This is a genomic window from Paraburkholderia sp. PAMB 6770 (assembly GCF_057748135.1).
Genome location: NZ_CM173239.1, coordinates 2,297,266 through 2,312,915 on the forward strand (window position 1 = coordinate 2,297,266; position 15,650 = coordinate 2,312,915).

A 15,650-nucleotide genomic window follows, 5' to 3' on the forward strand; every position below is an offset into this window, starting at 1 on the left:
GATCAAGTGTTTGAACCGGAACGCCATCAACAAAACAACAATAATGAAATTGTTCAAAAAATAATTGCCAAATCAGAAATAATCATACGAAGCCTTGACAGACAGGCGTGACAGCCCGGTGTACCGTTTACGAGACACGTCTTTTTTTTCATTTCTTTCCGCTACCGAGCCCGCGTTATTCTCCGTTCCGCAACAACCAAACAAACCATTGCGTGGAGAAACGTATGAAGAAAATTGCTCTGTCTACCCTCTCGCTGGCGCTGCTCGGCGCAGCCGGCGCCGCGCAGGCGCAAAGCAGCGTGACGCTGTACGGCGTGCTCGACGATTCGATCCAGTACGTGCACAACGCCGACGCGCAGAACCATGACTTCATCGGGATGGTTTCGGGCAACCTTCAGGGCAACCGCTTCGGCATGAAGGGCACGGAAGACCTGGGCGGCGGCCTGAAGGCAATCTTCCAGTTGGAAAACGGCTTTGATCCGAACACCGGCAAGCTCGGCCAGGGTAGCCTGATGTTCGGCCGCCAGGCGTTCGTCGGCCTCGCGAGCGACCAGTTCGGCACGGTCACGCTCGGCCGCCAGTACGACCCGGTCGTCGACCAGGTCCAGCAGTTCACGGCCGACAACTACTGGGGCTCGACCTTCACGACCCCGGGCGACGTCGACAACAACGACAACAGCTCGCGCACCAACAGCGCGATCAAGTACACGACGCAGACGTACTCGGGCTTCCAGGCCGAAGCCATGTACGCGCTCGGCGGCGTGGCCGGCTCGACCGGCTCGGGTCAGACCTGGTCGCTGGCGGCAAGCTACACGAACGGCCCGCTCGGCGTCGCGGCAGGCTACATCCGGATGGACAACGCGAACACGGCCACGGCCCGCGACGGCGGCTGGGCTTCGAGCGCCACCTCGGGCGCCACGTTCGATTCGATCAACGTGCCGTACGCGTCGGCGAAGTCGGTGGGCATCGCTTCGGTGGCGGCCCAGTACGTGGTCGGCCCGGTCACGGCCGGCCTGCGTTACAGCAACGCGCAATACAAGCCTGATGCGCTGTCGAGCTTCGGTTCGACCGAGAAGTACAACGTCGGCGCCGGCTTCGTGAACTACCAGCTGACGCCGGCTGCGCTGCTCGGTCTCGGCTACACGTTCACGCATGGCTCGGGCAACGGTCCGTCGGCGTCGTACAACCAGATCTCGCTCGGCGGCGACTACAACCTGTCGAAGCGCACCGACATCTACCTGGTCGGCGCGTACCAGCGCGCATCCGGCACGGGCGTGACGGCGACCGTCGCAGACTACGCGTACCCGTCGAACTCGAACTCGCAAGAGATCGTCAGCTTCGGCATGCGCCACAAGTTCTGATCGAACGGGCCAGCCGCGTCGACGCGACGCGGCCGCGCCCCGAAACCCGCTGCCGGCCGACCGCCGGCAGCGGGTTTTTTCTTTTGTGCGTGAACATGCGGCGCGACAGGGCGCGCCGCCCCGCTAGCGCGGCGGCGTGCTGCGCTCCGCCTGCGCAAGCGTCTGCGCGGGCCGCGCCGCGCCGGCGTCGCCCTCCGACGGCGCGCGATGCAACACCAGCGCGCGCTCGCGGCCGGGCGCCGGCGCATGCGCGCCGTCCCGCCAGTCGGGGTCCGGGATTTCGCCGAACACCTGGCGCAGCCGCTCACCCCAGGTCCGGTGGATCATCCCGAAGTAGTCGTTGTCCTGGTCGATCGACACGAAGCGCGTGACGCGCAGCGCGTCCTGCTCGTACACGAGCAGATCGAGCGGCAGCCCGACCGACAGGTTCGAGCGCAGCGTCGAATCCATCGAGATCAGCGCGCACTTCGCGGCTTCGTCGAGCGGCGTGGCAGGCGTCAGCACGCGGTCGATGATCGGCTTGCCGTATTTCGACTCGCCGATCTGGAAGTACGGATTCACCGCCGACGATTCGATGAAGTTGCCCGCCGCATAGACCATGTACAGGTGCGGGCGCCCGCTTGCGGCGATCTGGCCGCCGAGGATGAAGCTGCAGTTGAAGTCGACGCCGAATTCCTGCAGCGCCTGCGCCTCGCGCTGATGCACGTCGCGCACCGCCTGACCCACGACGCGCGCGGCCTCCGCCATGGTCGGCACGTTCCAGAGCGTCGGGCGCTCCGCGGCGGCGGGCTCGCTCAGCGCGTGCACCACCGCCTGCGTGAGCGACAGGTTGCCGGCGCCGAGCAGCACCAGCATCCGCTCGCCGGGCTGCTCGAACACGGTCATCTTGCGCGCGGTGCTGATGTGATCGACACCGGCATTCGTGCGCGTATCGGACAGAAAGACGAGCCCTTCGTCCACGCACATCGCCACACAGTAAGTCATAAAGCGTTTCCAGAGCGCTGCGAACGCCGCTATTGTAATGCGCTCCACCCGCCGTGCGGACGAACCGTGCGGACTACTGTGAAATCTGGATGGACTGCGCGCTCACGCTCACCGCGACGTTCAGCTTTTCTTCGAGACCGCCGATGCGGCGCCCGCGCACCGGCGCAGCGGCCTCATAGTCGCGGGCGGCGGCGAGGCGGCAATAGATCTCGCTCGCGAATCCGGCGTGCGTGACGTCCACCGACACCCAGCCGGCGCCGTCGAGCCACACGTCGACCCACGCGTGGCTTGCGCCGTGCGGCACCTCGCCCGGCTCGATGTAGCCGCTCACATAGCGCGCCGGCACGCCGCGCGCGCGGCAGCACGCGAGCATCAGATGCGCATGGTCCTGACACACGCCGCTGCCGAGCGCGAGCGCCTCGGCAGCGGTGCTGGTCACCTCGGTCACGCCGGGGCGGTACTGCACGCGCTGCACGATCTCCTCGGCGAGCCGGATCAGCGCCTGCGGCGTCGCGAGCGAGGGCACCGACTGCGCCAGCTCGCGCACCGCCGCATCCGCGTCCGTCAGGCGCGTCGCGCACGTGTAGTGTTCGAGCGGCACCGGTCCGACGTCGTCGGCGAGGCGGCCGTCGACGAGCGCGATCGTGTCGACTTCGCCCGTTACGCACAGGCGGATCTCGTCGTGCGGCTTGTTCATCACGAGCGTGTGCAGCGTATTGCCGTACGCGTCGAAGGTGGCGTCGAGCTTGCCCGGCGCCTCGATGGTCCAGCGGCGCACCACCTGCGACGCGCCGCTCGACGGCGAAAGGCGCAATTGCTGGATCGAATAATGCACGCTCGCTTCGTAGCGATAAGCGGTGTCGTGGCGGATCGTCAGGTACATGAGAAAAGCTCCATCAGGCAACTGGCAGCATCAGATAGGTCTGCGCCACCCGGTTGCCGAGTTCGTACACGCGGCCAAGAAACTGTGTGAGCCATGCATGCAGCCCCGCTTCGAAGATCTGGCGGATGTCGGCATACAGCAGTTCGGCGCGCAGCTTGCCGGCAAAGCGCTCGCACTGGTTGGAGCCCTGCGTGCGCAGCATCGCGAGATTCGCGCACACGCCTTCGAGCGACGCGAGGAGCGAGCGCGGCATCTGGGGATTCAGGATCATCAGCTCCACCACGCGCGCCGGCGTGACGACGTCGCGATACACCTTGCGGTAAATCTCCAGCGCCGACACCGAACTGAGGATCGACGTCCAGTAGTAGAAATCTTCGAGCTGGCGCGCCGCGTCGCGCGAGTTCGGTTCGAGGTCGGCGAAGCGCACGTCGAGAATGCGCGCCGTGTTGTCCGCGCGTTCGAGAAACGTGCCGAGCTGCGTGAAGAAGAACGCATCGTCCTGCAGCGCGGTGCCGATCGTCACGCCGCGCGACAGATGCGAACGGAACTTCACCCACTCGAACAGCGAATCCGGGCTTGCGCCCAGCTGGCCCGCCGCGGTGCGCTCGTTGAATTCGAGCCATGTGTCGTTGATCGTCTCCCACCATTCGGTCGTCAGCGTGCCGCGCACCGCGCGCGCGTTTTCGCGCGCGGCCTGCAGGCAGGTGTGAATGCTCGACGGATTGGTCGGGTCGGTGACCATGAATTCGAGGACGTGCTCGCGCACCGGCACCGCGTCGTCGTAGCGCTGCGCATAGGCCGCTTCGAGTTCGGAGATGCGCAGCACCGAGCGCTGCGTGCGCGCCTCCTGCTCGGGCGTCTGCGGCAGCAGCAGCGCTTTCAGATTGATATCGAGCATGCGCGCGGTGTTTTCGGCGCGCTCCATGTAGCGGGCCATCCAGAAGAGGTGGTCGGCGGTACGGCTTAGCATGACAGCGTTCCAAGTTTGATCGCGCGCGACCGCGAGGGTCCGCGCGGGTTAACCGTTGGCGCCGGCGCACGGGCCGGCGGCCTCTTCCTGAGCGCGCGCGCCCGGCCGCGGGACGACCGGGCAGGCGCGCACGACGCGTTCAGTCGACCATCCAGGTGTCTTTGGTGCCGCCTCCCTGCGATGAATTGACGACGAGCGAGCCCTCCTGCAATGCGACCCGCGTGAGCCCGCCTGCGCACATCGTCACGGTCTTGCCGGACAGCACGAACGGCCGCAGATCGATGTGGCGCGGCGCAATGCCGGCTTCGACGAAGGTCGGACAGGCCGACAGCGCAAGCGTCGGCTGCGCGATGTAGCCGGCCGGCCGCGCCATGAGCCGCGCGCGAAACGCCTCGATTTCGGCGGCGCTCGCGGCAGGACCAACCAGCATCCCGTAGCCGCCCGCGCCGTGCACCTCCTTGACCACCAGCTCGGGCAGATGCGCGAGCGTATACGCGAGATCGTCCGGCTTGCGGCACTGGTAGGTCGGCACGTTGTTCAGGATGGGCTTTTCGCCGAGGTAAAACGCGATCATCTCGGGCACGTACGGGTAGATCGACTTGTCGTCGGCGATGCCGGTGCCCATCGCGTTCGCGAGCGCGACGCGCCCGGCGCGGTACGCGGTCAGCAGTCCCGGCACGCCGAGCGCCGAATCGGCGCGGAACGCGAGCGGGTCGAGAAAGTCGTCGTCGACGCGGCGATAGATCACGTCGACGCGCTTCGGCCCCTGCGTCGTGCGCATGAAGACGTAGTTGTCGTCGACGAACAGATCCTTGCCTTCGACCAGCTCGACGCCCATCTGCTGCGCGAGAAACGTATGCTCGAAGTACGCGGAGTTGTACATGCCCGGCGTCAGCACGACGACGACCGGGTCGTCGACCCCTTCGGGCGCGACCGAACGCAGCGTGTCGAGCAGCAGGTCCGGGTAGTGCGCGACCGGGGCGATGCGGTTCTGCACGAACAGCTCGGGAAACAGCCGCATCATCATCTTGCGGTTTTCCAGCATGTACGACACGCCGGACGGCACGCGCAGGTTGTCTTCGAGCACGTAGAACGCGCCGTCGTCGCCCGCGCGCACCACGTCCACGCCCGCAATGTGGGCATACACGCCGAGCGGCACGCTGACGCCCTGCATCTCCGGCCGGTACTGCGCGTTCGTGTACACCTGCTCGGCGGGCACGATCCCCGCGCGCACGATATTGCGCTCGTGATAGACGTCGTGGATGAACAGGTTCAGCGCCTGGACGCGCTGGCGCAGGCCGGCTTCGAGCGTGTGCCACTCGTGGCGCGGAATGATGCGCGGAATCAGGTCGAACGGAATCAGCCGCTCGGTGCCGGACAGGTCGCCGTTGACCGCGAACGTGATGCCGACCCGGCGAAACAGCAGATCCGCCTCGGCGCGCTTGCGCGCGATCGCCTCGTTGCCCTGTCTCGCGAGCCAGCGTTCGAAGCGCGCGTAATGAGGGCGCACGGCTTCATCGGGTTCACGCATCTCGTCATAGCATCGCATGTCACGCCCCGGTGTTCTTGTCGGAAGGAAGGCGAATGCGCTGCGCATTCGGTACTCGCCTGCATTCAAGCAAGCGTTATGCCATTGGCTGGACGCGGCCCACGCCGGCGGCGTGCACCCAAACGGCGCACGCGATGCGAGCCGCGTTCGCACCATCGTATAGCGGCGTGGCACGATGCGCCAGCCCGGTGCATCGATGCCCGCGCCAACCGGACGGCCGCGCGCCGGGCAAGGGCAAAAAAAATCCTCGCGGACCGCGAGCCCGCGAGGATTCCTGATTCGGGTGTGCCGCGACATCGCACGTCGCGAACACCGCATTCGGTCAATCGGACCACTGCGGGACAGCAGCAGAACGGGCGCGGCCCGACTGCGCATCGACCGCGAACCCGCCGCGCCTGCTGTCTCGCATGCGGGCGCACGCGGCGGCGTTCGAACCGCCGCGCAGCCCGTCCGCGTTACCCTGCCGCGGCGTCCTTCAGCTTCTTCAGCGCGCGCGCCTTGATGCGCACGGTCGCCGGCTTGGCCGGGAACCAGCGCTCCTGGCCCGTGAACGGATCCTTGCCGAAGCGCTTCTTCTTCGCCGGAACCGCTTGCACGACGATCTTCAGAAGACCCGACAGCGTGAACTCGCCGGCGCCCTTCTTGTGGACCGAGCCGAGGATCGTGTCTTCGAGCGCGGCCAGCACGGCCTTCGCCGTCTTCGGTTCAACCGCGGCGCGTTCTGCGACGTGGGCAGCCAACGAGGCCTTCGTGAAGGTGTCCTTGATCGGCGACGGTGCGCCGGACGCCTTCACGGCGACCTTCTTGGTTGCGACAGCTTTCTTCGCAGCAACTTTCTTTGCAGCGACCTTCTTGGTCGGGACCGTAGCAGCCTTCTTGGCCACCTTTTTTGCGGAAGTCGGCATGTTTCTCCTACCTGTTGTTGGTCAGTGAGTGCACGAAGCGTTCGCGTCATGCGTACGCTTCAAGGCCGGATTCTACAAGCGCTATGCGGTTTTGCGCGACTCTTTTGTGTAGAAGCGTTACGGTTTGTTGCGCGACGCAGACTTCGCAACGCATTTCGACTCGTATTTCATGGGGTAAACGCGCTGTCGCGTGGTTTCGGAACCGGCAATGGACGCACACGTGCCGCGCGCGGACGCGCGTCCGGCAGCCGTTGCCGCGCACCCGCATCAGCGTGCGAGCGCGGGCAGCATGTGCGCCAGCGTGCCGAACGCGCGCTCCATCTGTGCCGGTCCGATGCCGCCATAACCGAATATCAACCCCGGCTGCACCGGCGCGCGCAGATGAAAACCGGCCAGCCCGTAGAGCCCGATCGACGCGCCGCGGGCCGCATCGATCACCGTCTGCTCGTCGAGCGGCGCGCGCAGAAAAGCGGCCAGATGAATGCCCGCGCCCGGCACGAGCGGCTCGAACCAGCGGCCGAGTTCGCCCTGCAGATGCGCAACGAGACACGCGCGGCGCGCCGCATACGCCTTGTGCATGCGGCGCAGGTGACGGGCGAAATCGCCGTCGAGCATGAACTTCGCGAGCGCGGTCTGCGTCAGCGTGCAGCCGTGCCAGTCGTTCATCTGCGCCGCCTTGCGCAGCGCGCCGGCGAGCGCTTCGGGCGGCAGCACGTAGCCGACCCGCAGCTCGGGGAACAGGGTTTTCGAAAACGTGCCGACATACGCAACCAGCCCGGCGCGGTCGAGACTTTTGAGCGGCTCCATCGGCCGGCCTTCGAAGCGGAATTCGCTGTCGTAGTCGTCCTCGATGATGAGCGCGCCGCGCTTTTGCGCCCATTCGAGCAGCGCAACACGACGCGCGAGGCTCATCGGCATGCCGAGCGGAAACTGATGGGCGGGCGTGACATAGACGAGCCGCGCCTGCTCGGGCAAGCGCTCGACAACGATGCCTTCGGCGTCGAGCGCGACCGCCGCCACCCGCGCGCCGGCCGCCGCAAAACAGGCGCGCGCGGGCGGATAGCCGGGATCCTCGACAGCCGCCACGTCGCCCGGCCGCAGCGTCACGCGAGCGAGCAGATCGAGCGCCTGCTGCGCGCCGCGCGTGACCATCACTTCGTCCCAGCGGCTCGTCAGCGCGCGGCTGAACGCAAGGTAACGCGCAATCGCGAGGCGCAGCTCCTGCTCGCCGGCGACGTCCCGATAGCGGCCCCTGCCGCGCGCCTGCACGCGCAGCGCATGCTGGATGCAGCGGCGCCACGCGTCGAACGGAAACAGCGTCTTGTCGGTGACGCCGCCCATGAAATCCAGCTCGTTCGCGTCGCCTTGACGGGGCAGCGAAAGCGCATCGGGAATCTGCGTCCAGACAGGTTGGGGATGCACCGCCGGGTGCGGCGCCGCGCGCACGGGCGGCCCGGCGAGCGCCGGCAACGCGCGCGCGCCGGCGGGCAGGCGCTGCAGTCCGGGCGCGACAAACGTACCGGCCCCCGGGCGCGCGTTCAGATAGCCTTCGGCGAGCAGCCGTTCGAACACGTCGAGCGTGGTCTTGCGCGAGACGCCGAGTTGCGCCGCGAGGTCGCGCGTGGAGGGCAAGCGGGTGCCGCCGGCGAGACGTCCTTCGACGATCCCCGCGCGCAGTTGCCGGTAGATCTGTCCGGTCAGATCGTGACGGCCTTCGACCGTGATGTGGATATCCATCGGAATGCGCTCGGGGGTTCGGACCGCAGCCATTCTAGTCGACGGTGCCGCGGCCCGGCGCCATGCCGTCAGCGGCGCGGCGCACGCCACTGGACCCGCTGCGGAACATGCGCCCGGATGCGCACTGCTCGCAACGCGGCGCGCGCTCGCGTCGGATCAGTCCGCGGCAGGCACGAGCCTGCCCGCCGCCGGCTCGGCCGCGCGCGCCGCCGCTGCCGCGTGCAGATGATCGCGCGACAGGCGGTTCATCAGCGGCAGCAGCAGCACGGCCACCAGCGCACCGAGCGCGGCAAGCCAGCCCAGTCCGGCGAACAGCTTCGTGTAGAGCGGCAGCGACTGCAGCGGATCGAGATCGCCTGCAGGCATGCGCGCGAAATTCGCGACCACGCTGCCGAGATAGCCGGACACGCCGGTGGCGACGAAATACGCGCCCATCAGGAAACCGCTCATGCGGGCCGGCACGTAGCGCGCGATCATCGCGAGGCCGAGGCCGCTCACGAGCAGCTCGCCGAGCGAATACAGGCCGTAGCCGCCCACCATGAACCACGACGACACGCGGCCGTCGACCGCATACCGGCCGCTCGCCGCGTACACGAAGAACCCCGCCGCCACCACGACGAAGCCGATTGCATATTTCGCCGCCACCGACACGTCGTTGCCGCGCTTCGCGAGCCGCGTATACAGCGTCGCGAGCAGCGGGCTCAGCAGCATGATCCAGATCGGGTTCAACGCCTGGAACTGCGCCGCGCTCCACGTGAACAGCGGCACGCCGAACAGCGCAAAGCGCGGATCGACGTTGTGCACTGCGAATAGCGTAAGCGACGTCGACATCTGCTGATAGAACACGAAGAACAGGATCGTCTGCAGCGTCAGGATCAGCGCCGTCACGAGCCCGGCGCGCTCCTTGCGCTCGCAGCGCGCGAGCATGTAGCCGAAGATCGCGAGGATCGCGACGCCGGCCGCATAGACGCACGCACGCGCCACCGCGCGATGCTGCAGCACGAACATCGCCGCTCCCGCCAGCGCGACGCCGCCCGCGGCCACCGCGATCGCGCGGCGCCAGCGCACCGGCGCGGCGTCCGGCGCGGAGCCCACGTGCGCGAGCGTGCGAAACATCACGAAGTAGTTCAGCACCGCGAGCAGCATCCCCGCGCAGCAGACCGCGAAGGCCGCGTGCCAGCCCCAGTGGTCCTTGATCCACGGCGTCGCGAGCATCGACACCGTCGAGCCGATGTTGACCGCCATGTAGTAGATCGTGAACGCGCTGTCGATGCGCGCATCGTCGCCGTCGTAAATGCGGCGCACGAGATTCGCGGCATTCGCCTTGAACAGGCCGTTACCGACCACGATCACGCCCAGCGAACCATACAGGTAGAGAAGCCGGTCGTCGGGCATCGCGAGGAGCAGGTAGCCGCCGCACAGCACGCAGGCGCCGAGCACCATCGTGCGGCGCGCACCGAGCACCTGGTCGCCGATCCAGCCGCCCACCGACGGGGCCGCATAGACGAGCGCCGTAAAAGCGCCCCACGTGAGCGTCGCGCGATCGTCGGCAAAGCCGAGCTTGTCGATCATGAACAGGACGAGCAGCGCAGCCATCCCGTAGTAGCCGAAACGCTCCCACATCTCGATCAGGAATACCGTCGAAAACGAGCGGGTCCGGGAAACAGGTGAATTCATCATTGATCTCGCGCAATGGCAGAGGCGATCGTGCAAGCGCCGCAACGCGCGGCGCATGTCGTCGGCAGGGACGCCGCTGACGCGGCGAGGGGCGTGGCAGCCGGTCCGCGCGCAGCGGTCGGCCGCGGACAGCGTGGCCGGCAGGCGCACGCGTGACGAGGCAGGACAAGTGACTTCAACGTTCGATCCCGGTAGGCGACGGAGGTCCGGATGGGACACACCGCGCCGGAATTCGCATGCAGGATCGCTGCGTGCGAGGTTAAAAAAATACCTGCGGGGTTCGGCCTGCAGGCGCCGGCGATTCTCCTCAGCGGCGCGCGGCGCGTCACTCCGGGAATACACCAATAGGGGCCGCGCGGATCACGTGCGCAACGCCGCAGACGGCGACTGCGCTTGCGCCGGCACTTGGCGATGCGACCGGCGGCCGGCCGTCTTCCAGCGCTTATGAAACGGCCGGAAACAGAGGGGGAACGGCACGGAAACGGCACGGAAACAGCATGGAAACAGGATGAAAACAGCGCGAAATCCGTCCCAAAGCGGCTCGAACGCGGCACGGCTGCGCGCCGCCCTTCGTTCAGTAATGCGATACATTTCCCCCGCACCGCTCGAACCGGCGCACGCCCGTCGCGCGGATCATGCAAGGATCGACAGCGTCACCGCAAGCCAGATCGCCGCGACGCCGGCGAGGAAGCAGCGCCGGGCGATACGGATGCCGCCGTCGGCCTCTTCGGACGCGACAGGACGCGTGGCGAACCACGGCACGAGCCCCAGACACGCGAAGCCCGCCAGCGCGAGCAAGACCACGAGCCCGTCCACGAACCGCCACGGCACGGGTTCATGCAGCCCCCAGTAGCCCAGATAGACAATTCCGATTGAAAACGTCGTGGCGGAGGCCGAACTCAGCGCCACCACCGAACCGGTCGGACTCGGCATCACGCTCTCCCTGCCAGATGCGCCGCACACGGGCGGCATGCCGGCACGATTCTACCGCACGCCTGCGCGGCGGCTTACCCGCCGCGCGCGCGACGCGTCTCGTACGTCTTCAGATGCGTGTATGCGATACGCAGCAGCGACAGCGTGGTGTCGTCCCGTTGCACCGCGCCGCCGCGCGCAATCAGATCGCCGACGATGTGATCCGCCTCGGTCGGCGCGCCGCTTTCGAGATCGCGCAGCATCGACGCCGTGAGCGGCGACGGCGTGAACAGAAACGCGTTGGCGCGGCCGTCGAACGACGGCCCGATCGTATAGCCGTTGTGGCCCGCGATCGCGCGGCACTCGCCCAGCAGGCCTTCGATCGCGCGCAAGCCGTCGGGCGCGCCCAGAATGTCGCCGATCGAGCCGCGGAACAGGCAGGTGCCGGCCGCGAGCGTCGCGAGGAACACCCACTTCTCCCACATGCGCAGCAGGATCGCGTCGCTCGCCGACGCGTCGAAGCCGGCTCCGGCGAGCGCGGCGCCGATCGCCTGCCCGCGCGCCGACGCGCCGCCCGCGAGTTCGCCGAACGTGACGCCGGCCGCATCGTTCAGGTGCACGATCTCGCGTGCGCGGTCCAGCGTGGCCGCGATCACGCACTGTCCGCCGAGCACGCGCGCGGCGCCGAAGGTCTGCGTGAGCACGTCGATGTGCCGCATGCCGTTGAGCAGCGGCAGAATCGCGGTAGCGGGCCCGACGAACGGCGCGAACGACGCGATCGCATCGTCGAGATGGTAGGCCTTGCAACTGAGCACCACGAGATCGAACGGCGCGGGCGGCGCATCGCCCGCCTGCAGCGTCGTCACGTCGCGCAGCGTGAGATCGCCGCGCGGACTGCGGATGACGAGCCCCGCCTCGCGCAGTTCCCGCGCGCGCCCGGGACGCACGAGAAACGTCACGTCGCGGCCCGCCGCCGCGAGACGTCCGCCGAAATAGCCGCCGACCGCCCCCGCCCCTACTACGAGAATTCGCATCATGTCCTCTCTGGAAGATCCCGGTTCCGTTTGCCGGCGCGCGCCGCGATCGCCACCGCCCGCGCGCCCTGGATGAGAGGAATGTAGCAAAGATTGCGCAATCGCCGCGCCGCGGCGCTCACAGCGCGAGCACGGTCACCGCCACGTCGACGCGATGCGCGCCGCCGCCGAGAATCATTCCGCGCAGCAGCGACACGTCGCTGTAGTCGCGGCCGATCGCGAGCGTCACGTGGTCCACGTCCGCGAGCACGTCGTTGGTCGGATCGAGATCGATCCAGCCGCTGCCGGGACAGTGCACCGACACCCACGCGTGCGACGCGTCCGCGCCGATCAGCCGCGGCTGCCCCGGCGGCGGATCGTTGCGCAGATAGCCGCTCACGTAGCGTGCCGGCAGGCCGAGCGTGCGCAGGCAGCCGATCATCACCTGCGCGAAGTCCTGGCATACGCCGCTTTTCATCTCGAACGCGCGCGCCGCCGGCGTGTCGAACATCGTCGCCGCGGGCCGGTACGCGAAGTCGCGATGAATGCGGTGCATCAGATCGATCGCGCCCGCCGCCACCGGCGTGCCCGGCGCAAAGCTCTGCAGCGCATACGCGCGAAACGCGGGCTGCAGCGCGATGTTCGGCGAGGCGAAGCAGAACTCGACCTCGGGCCGGTAGGGGCCGCCCGCACGAAACCGCAGCGCGTCGGCGGCCTGCTCCCAGGGCGGGGTCGCCCCGGCGTCGAGGCCGCTCCAGCGCGGCGCGAGCTGCACCGTGGTTTCGCTTACCAGTTGCAGGCGTTCGTGCGGCACGTCGAGCGCGAAATACAGCACGTCGTTGCCGAACGCATCGGTGCGGCTATGCCGGTACGACGGTTGCGGCTCGATCGTCTCCGTATGCGACACGACGCGTTGCCACGCGCAGACGAGCGGGCGGATCGTCGCCAGATGCTGTGCGATCTCGACATAGGTCGAGTAGTGATAGGTGGTCCGGTGCGACACCGACAGCACGGTCTGCGCGGGCTTCATGACGACACCTGCGCCGCGAGCGAACCGGCATGGCTGAAATAGCGGGCGCTGACTTCGTTCGCCGCCTCGGCGACGGCCGCGCCCAGTTCGTCGCAGACGCGGATCAGCGTCGCGTGGCGGCCGTCCGCGTCGGTCTCGCACAGACGTTCGAGCGGCGGCAGCGCGGCGGGCGCCGGCAGCCGCGCGGAAAACGGCAGGTGACGCGCGCCGCCGGCCGCGCGCGCGATTTCGTCGAGCCGCGTGCACAGGCGCGCATAGACCCCGTACAGGCCGCGCGGATTGGTCGGCTCGACGACCAGCAGATCGATCAGCGCAGGCACTTCGAAACGCCCCGGATACAGCGACCGGTAGGTGAGCGTGCTGTCGAACAGCTGCAGCAGCAGGTCGAAGCCTGCCGGCGTCGCGAGTTGCCCGGCGTCGGCGACGACGCGCAGGAGCGCGGTCATCGCCGACACGCGTTCGATGTGCCGCCCCGCAAACAGCAGCCGCCACGCTTCGTCGCGCGTCATCCGGTCGCCCTGCGCGCCGCTGATCGCCGACAGCTGCGTCGCCAGATGTTCGAGCGCGTCGACGAGCGCCACCCGGTCGTAGCGGTCCGGCCGCTCGGCGCGCATGCCGCCGGCTGCGGCAGACGACGGTGCGGACCCAGCCGCGGGCATCAGCCGCTGCAGCGCGTCGCGGAAATCGTTGCGTGCGGCGAGGATCGTGCGCCAGTGATCGTTCGACAGCCGGCCGCGGACTTCGCCGTTCGCGCGCGCCTGCGCGGCGAGCACCTGGCCGATGCTCGCCGCGCCGGTCGCCTCGTGCAGGTTCGCCACCAGCGTGCGCTCGAACACCTGCTGCGACGCGCCGGCGGCGAGGTCGCCGAACTGGACGAGTCCGCAGTGCTGCGCGAGTTCGACGAGCGTGCCGAACATCGCGGTCGCGTCGCTGCCTTCGAGCGAGCCGAGAATCAGCCGCAGCAGCCGCACGTCGTTTTCCGCGCGTTCGCCATAGCGGCCGGCCCAGAACAGGTTCTCGGCCGCGCGGCTCGACACGGTGCGATGCTTGCGCGCGAGATCGGCGGGCTGCATCGGCGACGGCAACAGCGTGAAAGCCGGGCCCGGCTGGCTGGCGAGCACCCAGGTATCGACGCTGCTGCTGCCGAACTGCATCGACACCGTGGCCTGCCGCTCGGCGGCGAGGCGCGTGAAGCTGCCCGGCATCACATGCCAGGCGCCGCCGCCGTCGGCGATCGCGTAGGCGCGCAGTACGGCGGGCCGGCGGCCGAGCGTGCCGTCGTGGTAGCGCGGCGTGCAGGCGTACGGCAACGGCGCCTGGATCGCATAGGCGTCCGGCGTCGCTTCGATGCGCGCGCGCCACGCGGCGAGCCGCTGGGGTTCGCGCGCGGCACCCGGCGCGCCGTCGGGCATCGCGCCCGGCCAGGCGGGCAGCACGAACGCCTCGTCGAGCTGCGCGAACGCCTGCTCGCGCGCGGCCGCTTCGCCGCACCACCAGGTCGGCACGCCGGGCAGCAGCAGCTCCTCGCCGAGCAGCGCGCGCGCAACGCCCGGCAGGAATCCGTGCAGCGCCGGCGACTCGACGAAGCCGGAGCCCGGCACGTTCGACACGATCACGTTGCCCGCGCGCATCACCTGCAGCAGGCCGGGTACGCCGATCGTCGAATCGGCGCGCAGCTCGACCGGGTCGCAGAACGCGTCGTCGAGGCGGCGCAGCAGCGCATGCACGCGTTCGAGCCCGCCGAGCGTCTTCAGATAGAGCCGGTCGTCGCGCACCGTCAGGTCCTTGCCTTCGACGAGCGTCACGCCCAGGTAGCGCGCGAGAAACACGTGCTCGAAATAGGTTTCGCTGTAGGGGCCGGGCGTGAGCAGCGCGATGTGCGGCGAGCGGTCCGCCTCGTCGTCGCGCATCGCCGCGCGCGCGGCCTGCGCGAGCGTCGCGATCAGTTGCGAATAGCTCGGCGCGAGCCGGCGCACGTTCAGCGTGCGAAACGGCTCGGCGAACTGGCCGGAGACGATCAGGCGGTTTTCGAGCGCATAGCCGAGCCCCGACGGCGCCTCGCTGCGCTGCGCGACCACGCTCCAGCCGCCGGCCGGCGCGCGCGCGAGATCGACCGCGACGACCTGCAGGTACTGGCCGCCGGGCGGCACGTAGCCCTTCACGGCGCGCAGATAGCCGGGGTGGCCGAACACCAGCGCGGGCGGCAGCAGGCCCGACGTCAGCAGGTTCTGCGCGCCGTAGACATCGGCCATCACGGCATTGAGCAGATGCGCGCGCTGCATCACCGCGCGCTCGATCGGCGCCCACTCGTCCTCGCCGATCAGGAACGGCAGCAGGTCGAGCGCCCATGGCCGCGACTCGCCCTTGTCGGCATAGACGTTGTAGCTGATGTCGTTGTCGCGGATCTGCTGCGCGAGCGACGCGAGGCTATCGTCAAGACGCGCGATGCCGTCCTCGCCGAGTCGCTCGAAAAACTGCCGCCACGGCGCGCGCAGCAGCCCGGACGCGTCGAGCAGTTCGTCCCGGTGCCCGTCGCGCGCCGGCAGCACCCGCAGCAGCGCGAGGGCATCCAGGTGCAGCGCGGCGGCGTCGAACGGCAGGGTCGATTGCAAGGCCAAGGTCGTATCGG

The 15,650-nt window shown here is 68.5% G+C and carries 12 protein-coding genes; 1 reads left to right on the forward strand and 11 read right to left on the reverse strand.

Translation table 11 applies throughout. From position 1 onward, the window contains the following. Positions 1-224 precede the first annotated feature (224 nt). Positions 225-1,361 (forward strand): porin, encoded by a 1,137-nt coding sequence (locus tag AC3AP7_RS27795; protein WP_487363510.1) that lies wholly within the window; start codon positions 225-227, stop codon positions 1,359-1,361. Positions 1,362-1,484: 123 nt separating this feature from the next. Here the strand turns inward: AC3AP7_RS27795 and AC3AP7_RS27800 are convergent, their stop codons facing one another. The 11 genes from AC3AP7_RS27800 to AC3AP7_RS27850 all read right to left on the reverse strand — a co-directional run bounded on the left by AC3AP7_RS27800 (position 1,485) and on the right by AC3AP7_RS27850 (position 15,639). Next, entirely contained in the window at positions 1,485-2,345 is an 861-nt protein-coding gene (locus AC3AP7_RS27800) for a proteasome-type protease (protein WP_487363511.1), read from the reverse strand. 73 nt (positions 2,346-2,418) lie between these two features. Beyond that, positions 2,419-3,228, reverse strand: coding sequence for a transglutaminase family protein (locus AC3AP7_RS27805; RefSeq protein WP_487363512.1), 810 nt, complete (start codon positions 3,226-3,228; stop codon positions 2,419-2,421). Between the two features lie 13 nt (positions 3,229-3,241). Continuing rightward, complete coding sequence (locus AC3AP7_RS27810) at positions 3,242-4,198, reverse strand: alpha-E domain-containing protein (protein WP_487363513.1); 957 nt, start codon at positions 4,196-4,198, stop codon at positions 3,242-3,244. A 139-nt stretch (positions 4,199-4,337) separates the two neighbouring features. After that, positions 4,338-5,747, reverse strand: a complete 1,410-nt coding sequence (locus tag AC3AP7_RS27815) for a circularly permuted type 2 ATP-grasp protein (RefSeq protein ID WP_487363514.1) — start codon at positions 5,745-5,747, stop codon at positions 4,338-4,340. A 455-nt stretch (positions 5,748-6,202) separates the two neighbouring features. Continuing rightward, positions 6,203-6,652 carry an HU family DNA-binding protein gene (locus tag AC3AP7_RS27820; RefSeq protein WP_487363515.1) on the reverse strand — a complete coding sequence of 150 codons (450 nt, stop codon included), beginning with the start codon at positions 6,650-6,652 and terminating at the stop codon, positions 6,203-6,205. Between the two features lie 267 nt (positions 6,653-6,919). Further along, entirely contained in the window at positions 6,920-8,389 is a 1,470-nt protein-coding gene (gene pdxR, locus AC3AP7_RS27825; protein WP_487363516.1) for a MocR-like pyridoxine biosynthesis transcription factor PdxR, read from the reverse strand. 156 nt (positions 8,390-8,545) lie between these two features. Then, complete coding sequence (locus AC3AP7_RS27830) at positions 8,546-10,066, reverse strand: peptide MFS transporter (protein WP_487363517.1); 1,521 nt, start codon at positions 10,064-10,066, stop codon at positions 8,546-8,548. Between the two features lie 633 nt (positions 10,067-10,699). Further along, positions 10,700-10,999 carry a hypothetical protein gene (locus AC3AP7_RS27835; protein ID WP_487363518.1) on the reverse strand — a complete coding sequence of 100 codons (300 nt, stop codon included), beginning with the start codon at positions 10,997-10,999 and terminating at the stop codon, positions 10,700-10,702. A gap of 74 nt (positions 11,000-11,073) precedes the next feature. Next, on the reverse strand, positions 11,074-12,012 hold the full coding sequence (gene panE / locus AC3AP7_RS27840) for a 2-dehydropantoate 2-reductase (protein ID WP_487365041.1): 939 nt from the start codon (positions 12,010-12,012) through the stop codon (positions 11,074-11,076). Between the two features lie 118 nt (positions 12,013-12,130). Then, entirely contained in the window at positions 12,131-13,021 is an 891-nt protein-coding gene (locus AC3AP7_RS27845) for a transglutaminase family protein (RefSeq protein WP_487363519.1), read from the reverse strand. Beyond that, the gene (locus AC3AP7_RS27850; protein WP_487363520.1) at positions 13,018-15,639 is read right to left on the reverse strand and encodes a circularly permuted type 2 ATP-grasp protein; all 2,622 of its coding nucleotides are present in this window, start codon (positions 15,637-15,639) and stop codon (positions 13,018-13,020) included. The genes AC3AP7_RS27845 and AC3AP7_RS27850 overlap by 4 nt, the downstream gene beginning before the upstream one ends. Positions 15,640-15,650 lie beyond the last annotated feature (11 nt).

Coding starts and splice junctions, on each gene's coding strand:
- AC3AP7_RS27795 (WP_487363510.1), top strand. CDS start 225: ATGAAGAAAATTGCTCTGTCTACCCTCTCGCTGGCGCTGCTCGGCGCA.
- AC3AP7_RS27815 (WP_487363514.1), bottom strand. CDS start 5,747: ATGCGATGCTATGACGAGATGCGTGAACCCGATGAAGCCGTGCGCCCT.
- panE (WP_487365041.1), bottom strand. CDS start 12,012: ATGCGAATTCTCGTAGTAGGGGCGGGGGCGGTCGGCGGCTATTTCGGC.
- AC3AP7_RS27805 (WP_487363512.1), bottom strand. CDS start 3,228: ATGTACCTGACGATCCGCCACGACACCGCTTATCGCTACGAAGCGAGC.
- AC3AP7_RS27810 (WP_487363513.1), bottom strand. CDS start 4,198: ATGCTAAGCCGTACCGCCGACCACCTCTTCTGGATGGCCCGCTACATG.
- AC3AP7_RS27830 (WP_487363517.1), bottom strand. CDS start 10,066: ATGAATTCACCTGTTTCCCGGACCCGCTCGTTTTCGACGGTATTCCTG.
- pdxR (WP_487363516.1), bottom strand. CDS start 8,389: ATGGATATCCACATCACGGTCGAAGGCCGTCACGATCTGACCGGACAG.
- AC3AP7_RS27845 (WP_487363519.1), bottom strand. CDS start 13,021: ATGAAGCCCGCGCAGACCGTGCTGTCGGTGTCGCACCGGACCACCTAT.
- AC3AP7_RS27800 (WP_487363511.1), bottom strand. CDS start 2,345: ATGACTTACTGTGTGGCGATGTGCGTGGACGAAGGGCTCGTCTTTCTG.
- AC3AP7_RS27835 (WP_487363518.1), bottom strand. CDS start 10,999: ATGCCGAGTCCGACCGGTTCGGTGGTGGCGCTGAGTTCGGCCTCCGCC.
- AC3AP7_RS27820 (WP_487363515.1), bottom strand. CDS start 6,652: ATGCCGACTTCCGCAAAAAAGGTGGCCAAGAAGGCTGCTACGGTCCCG.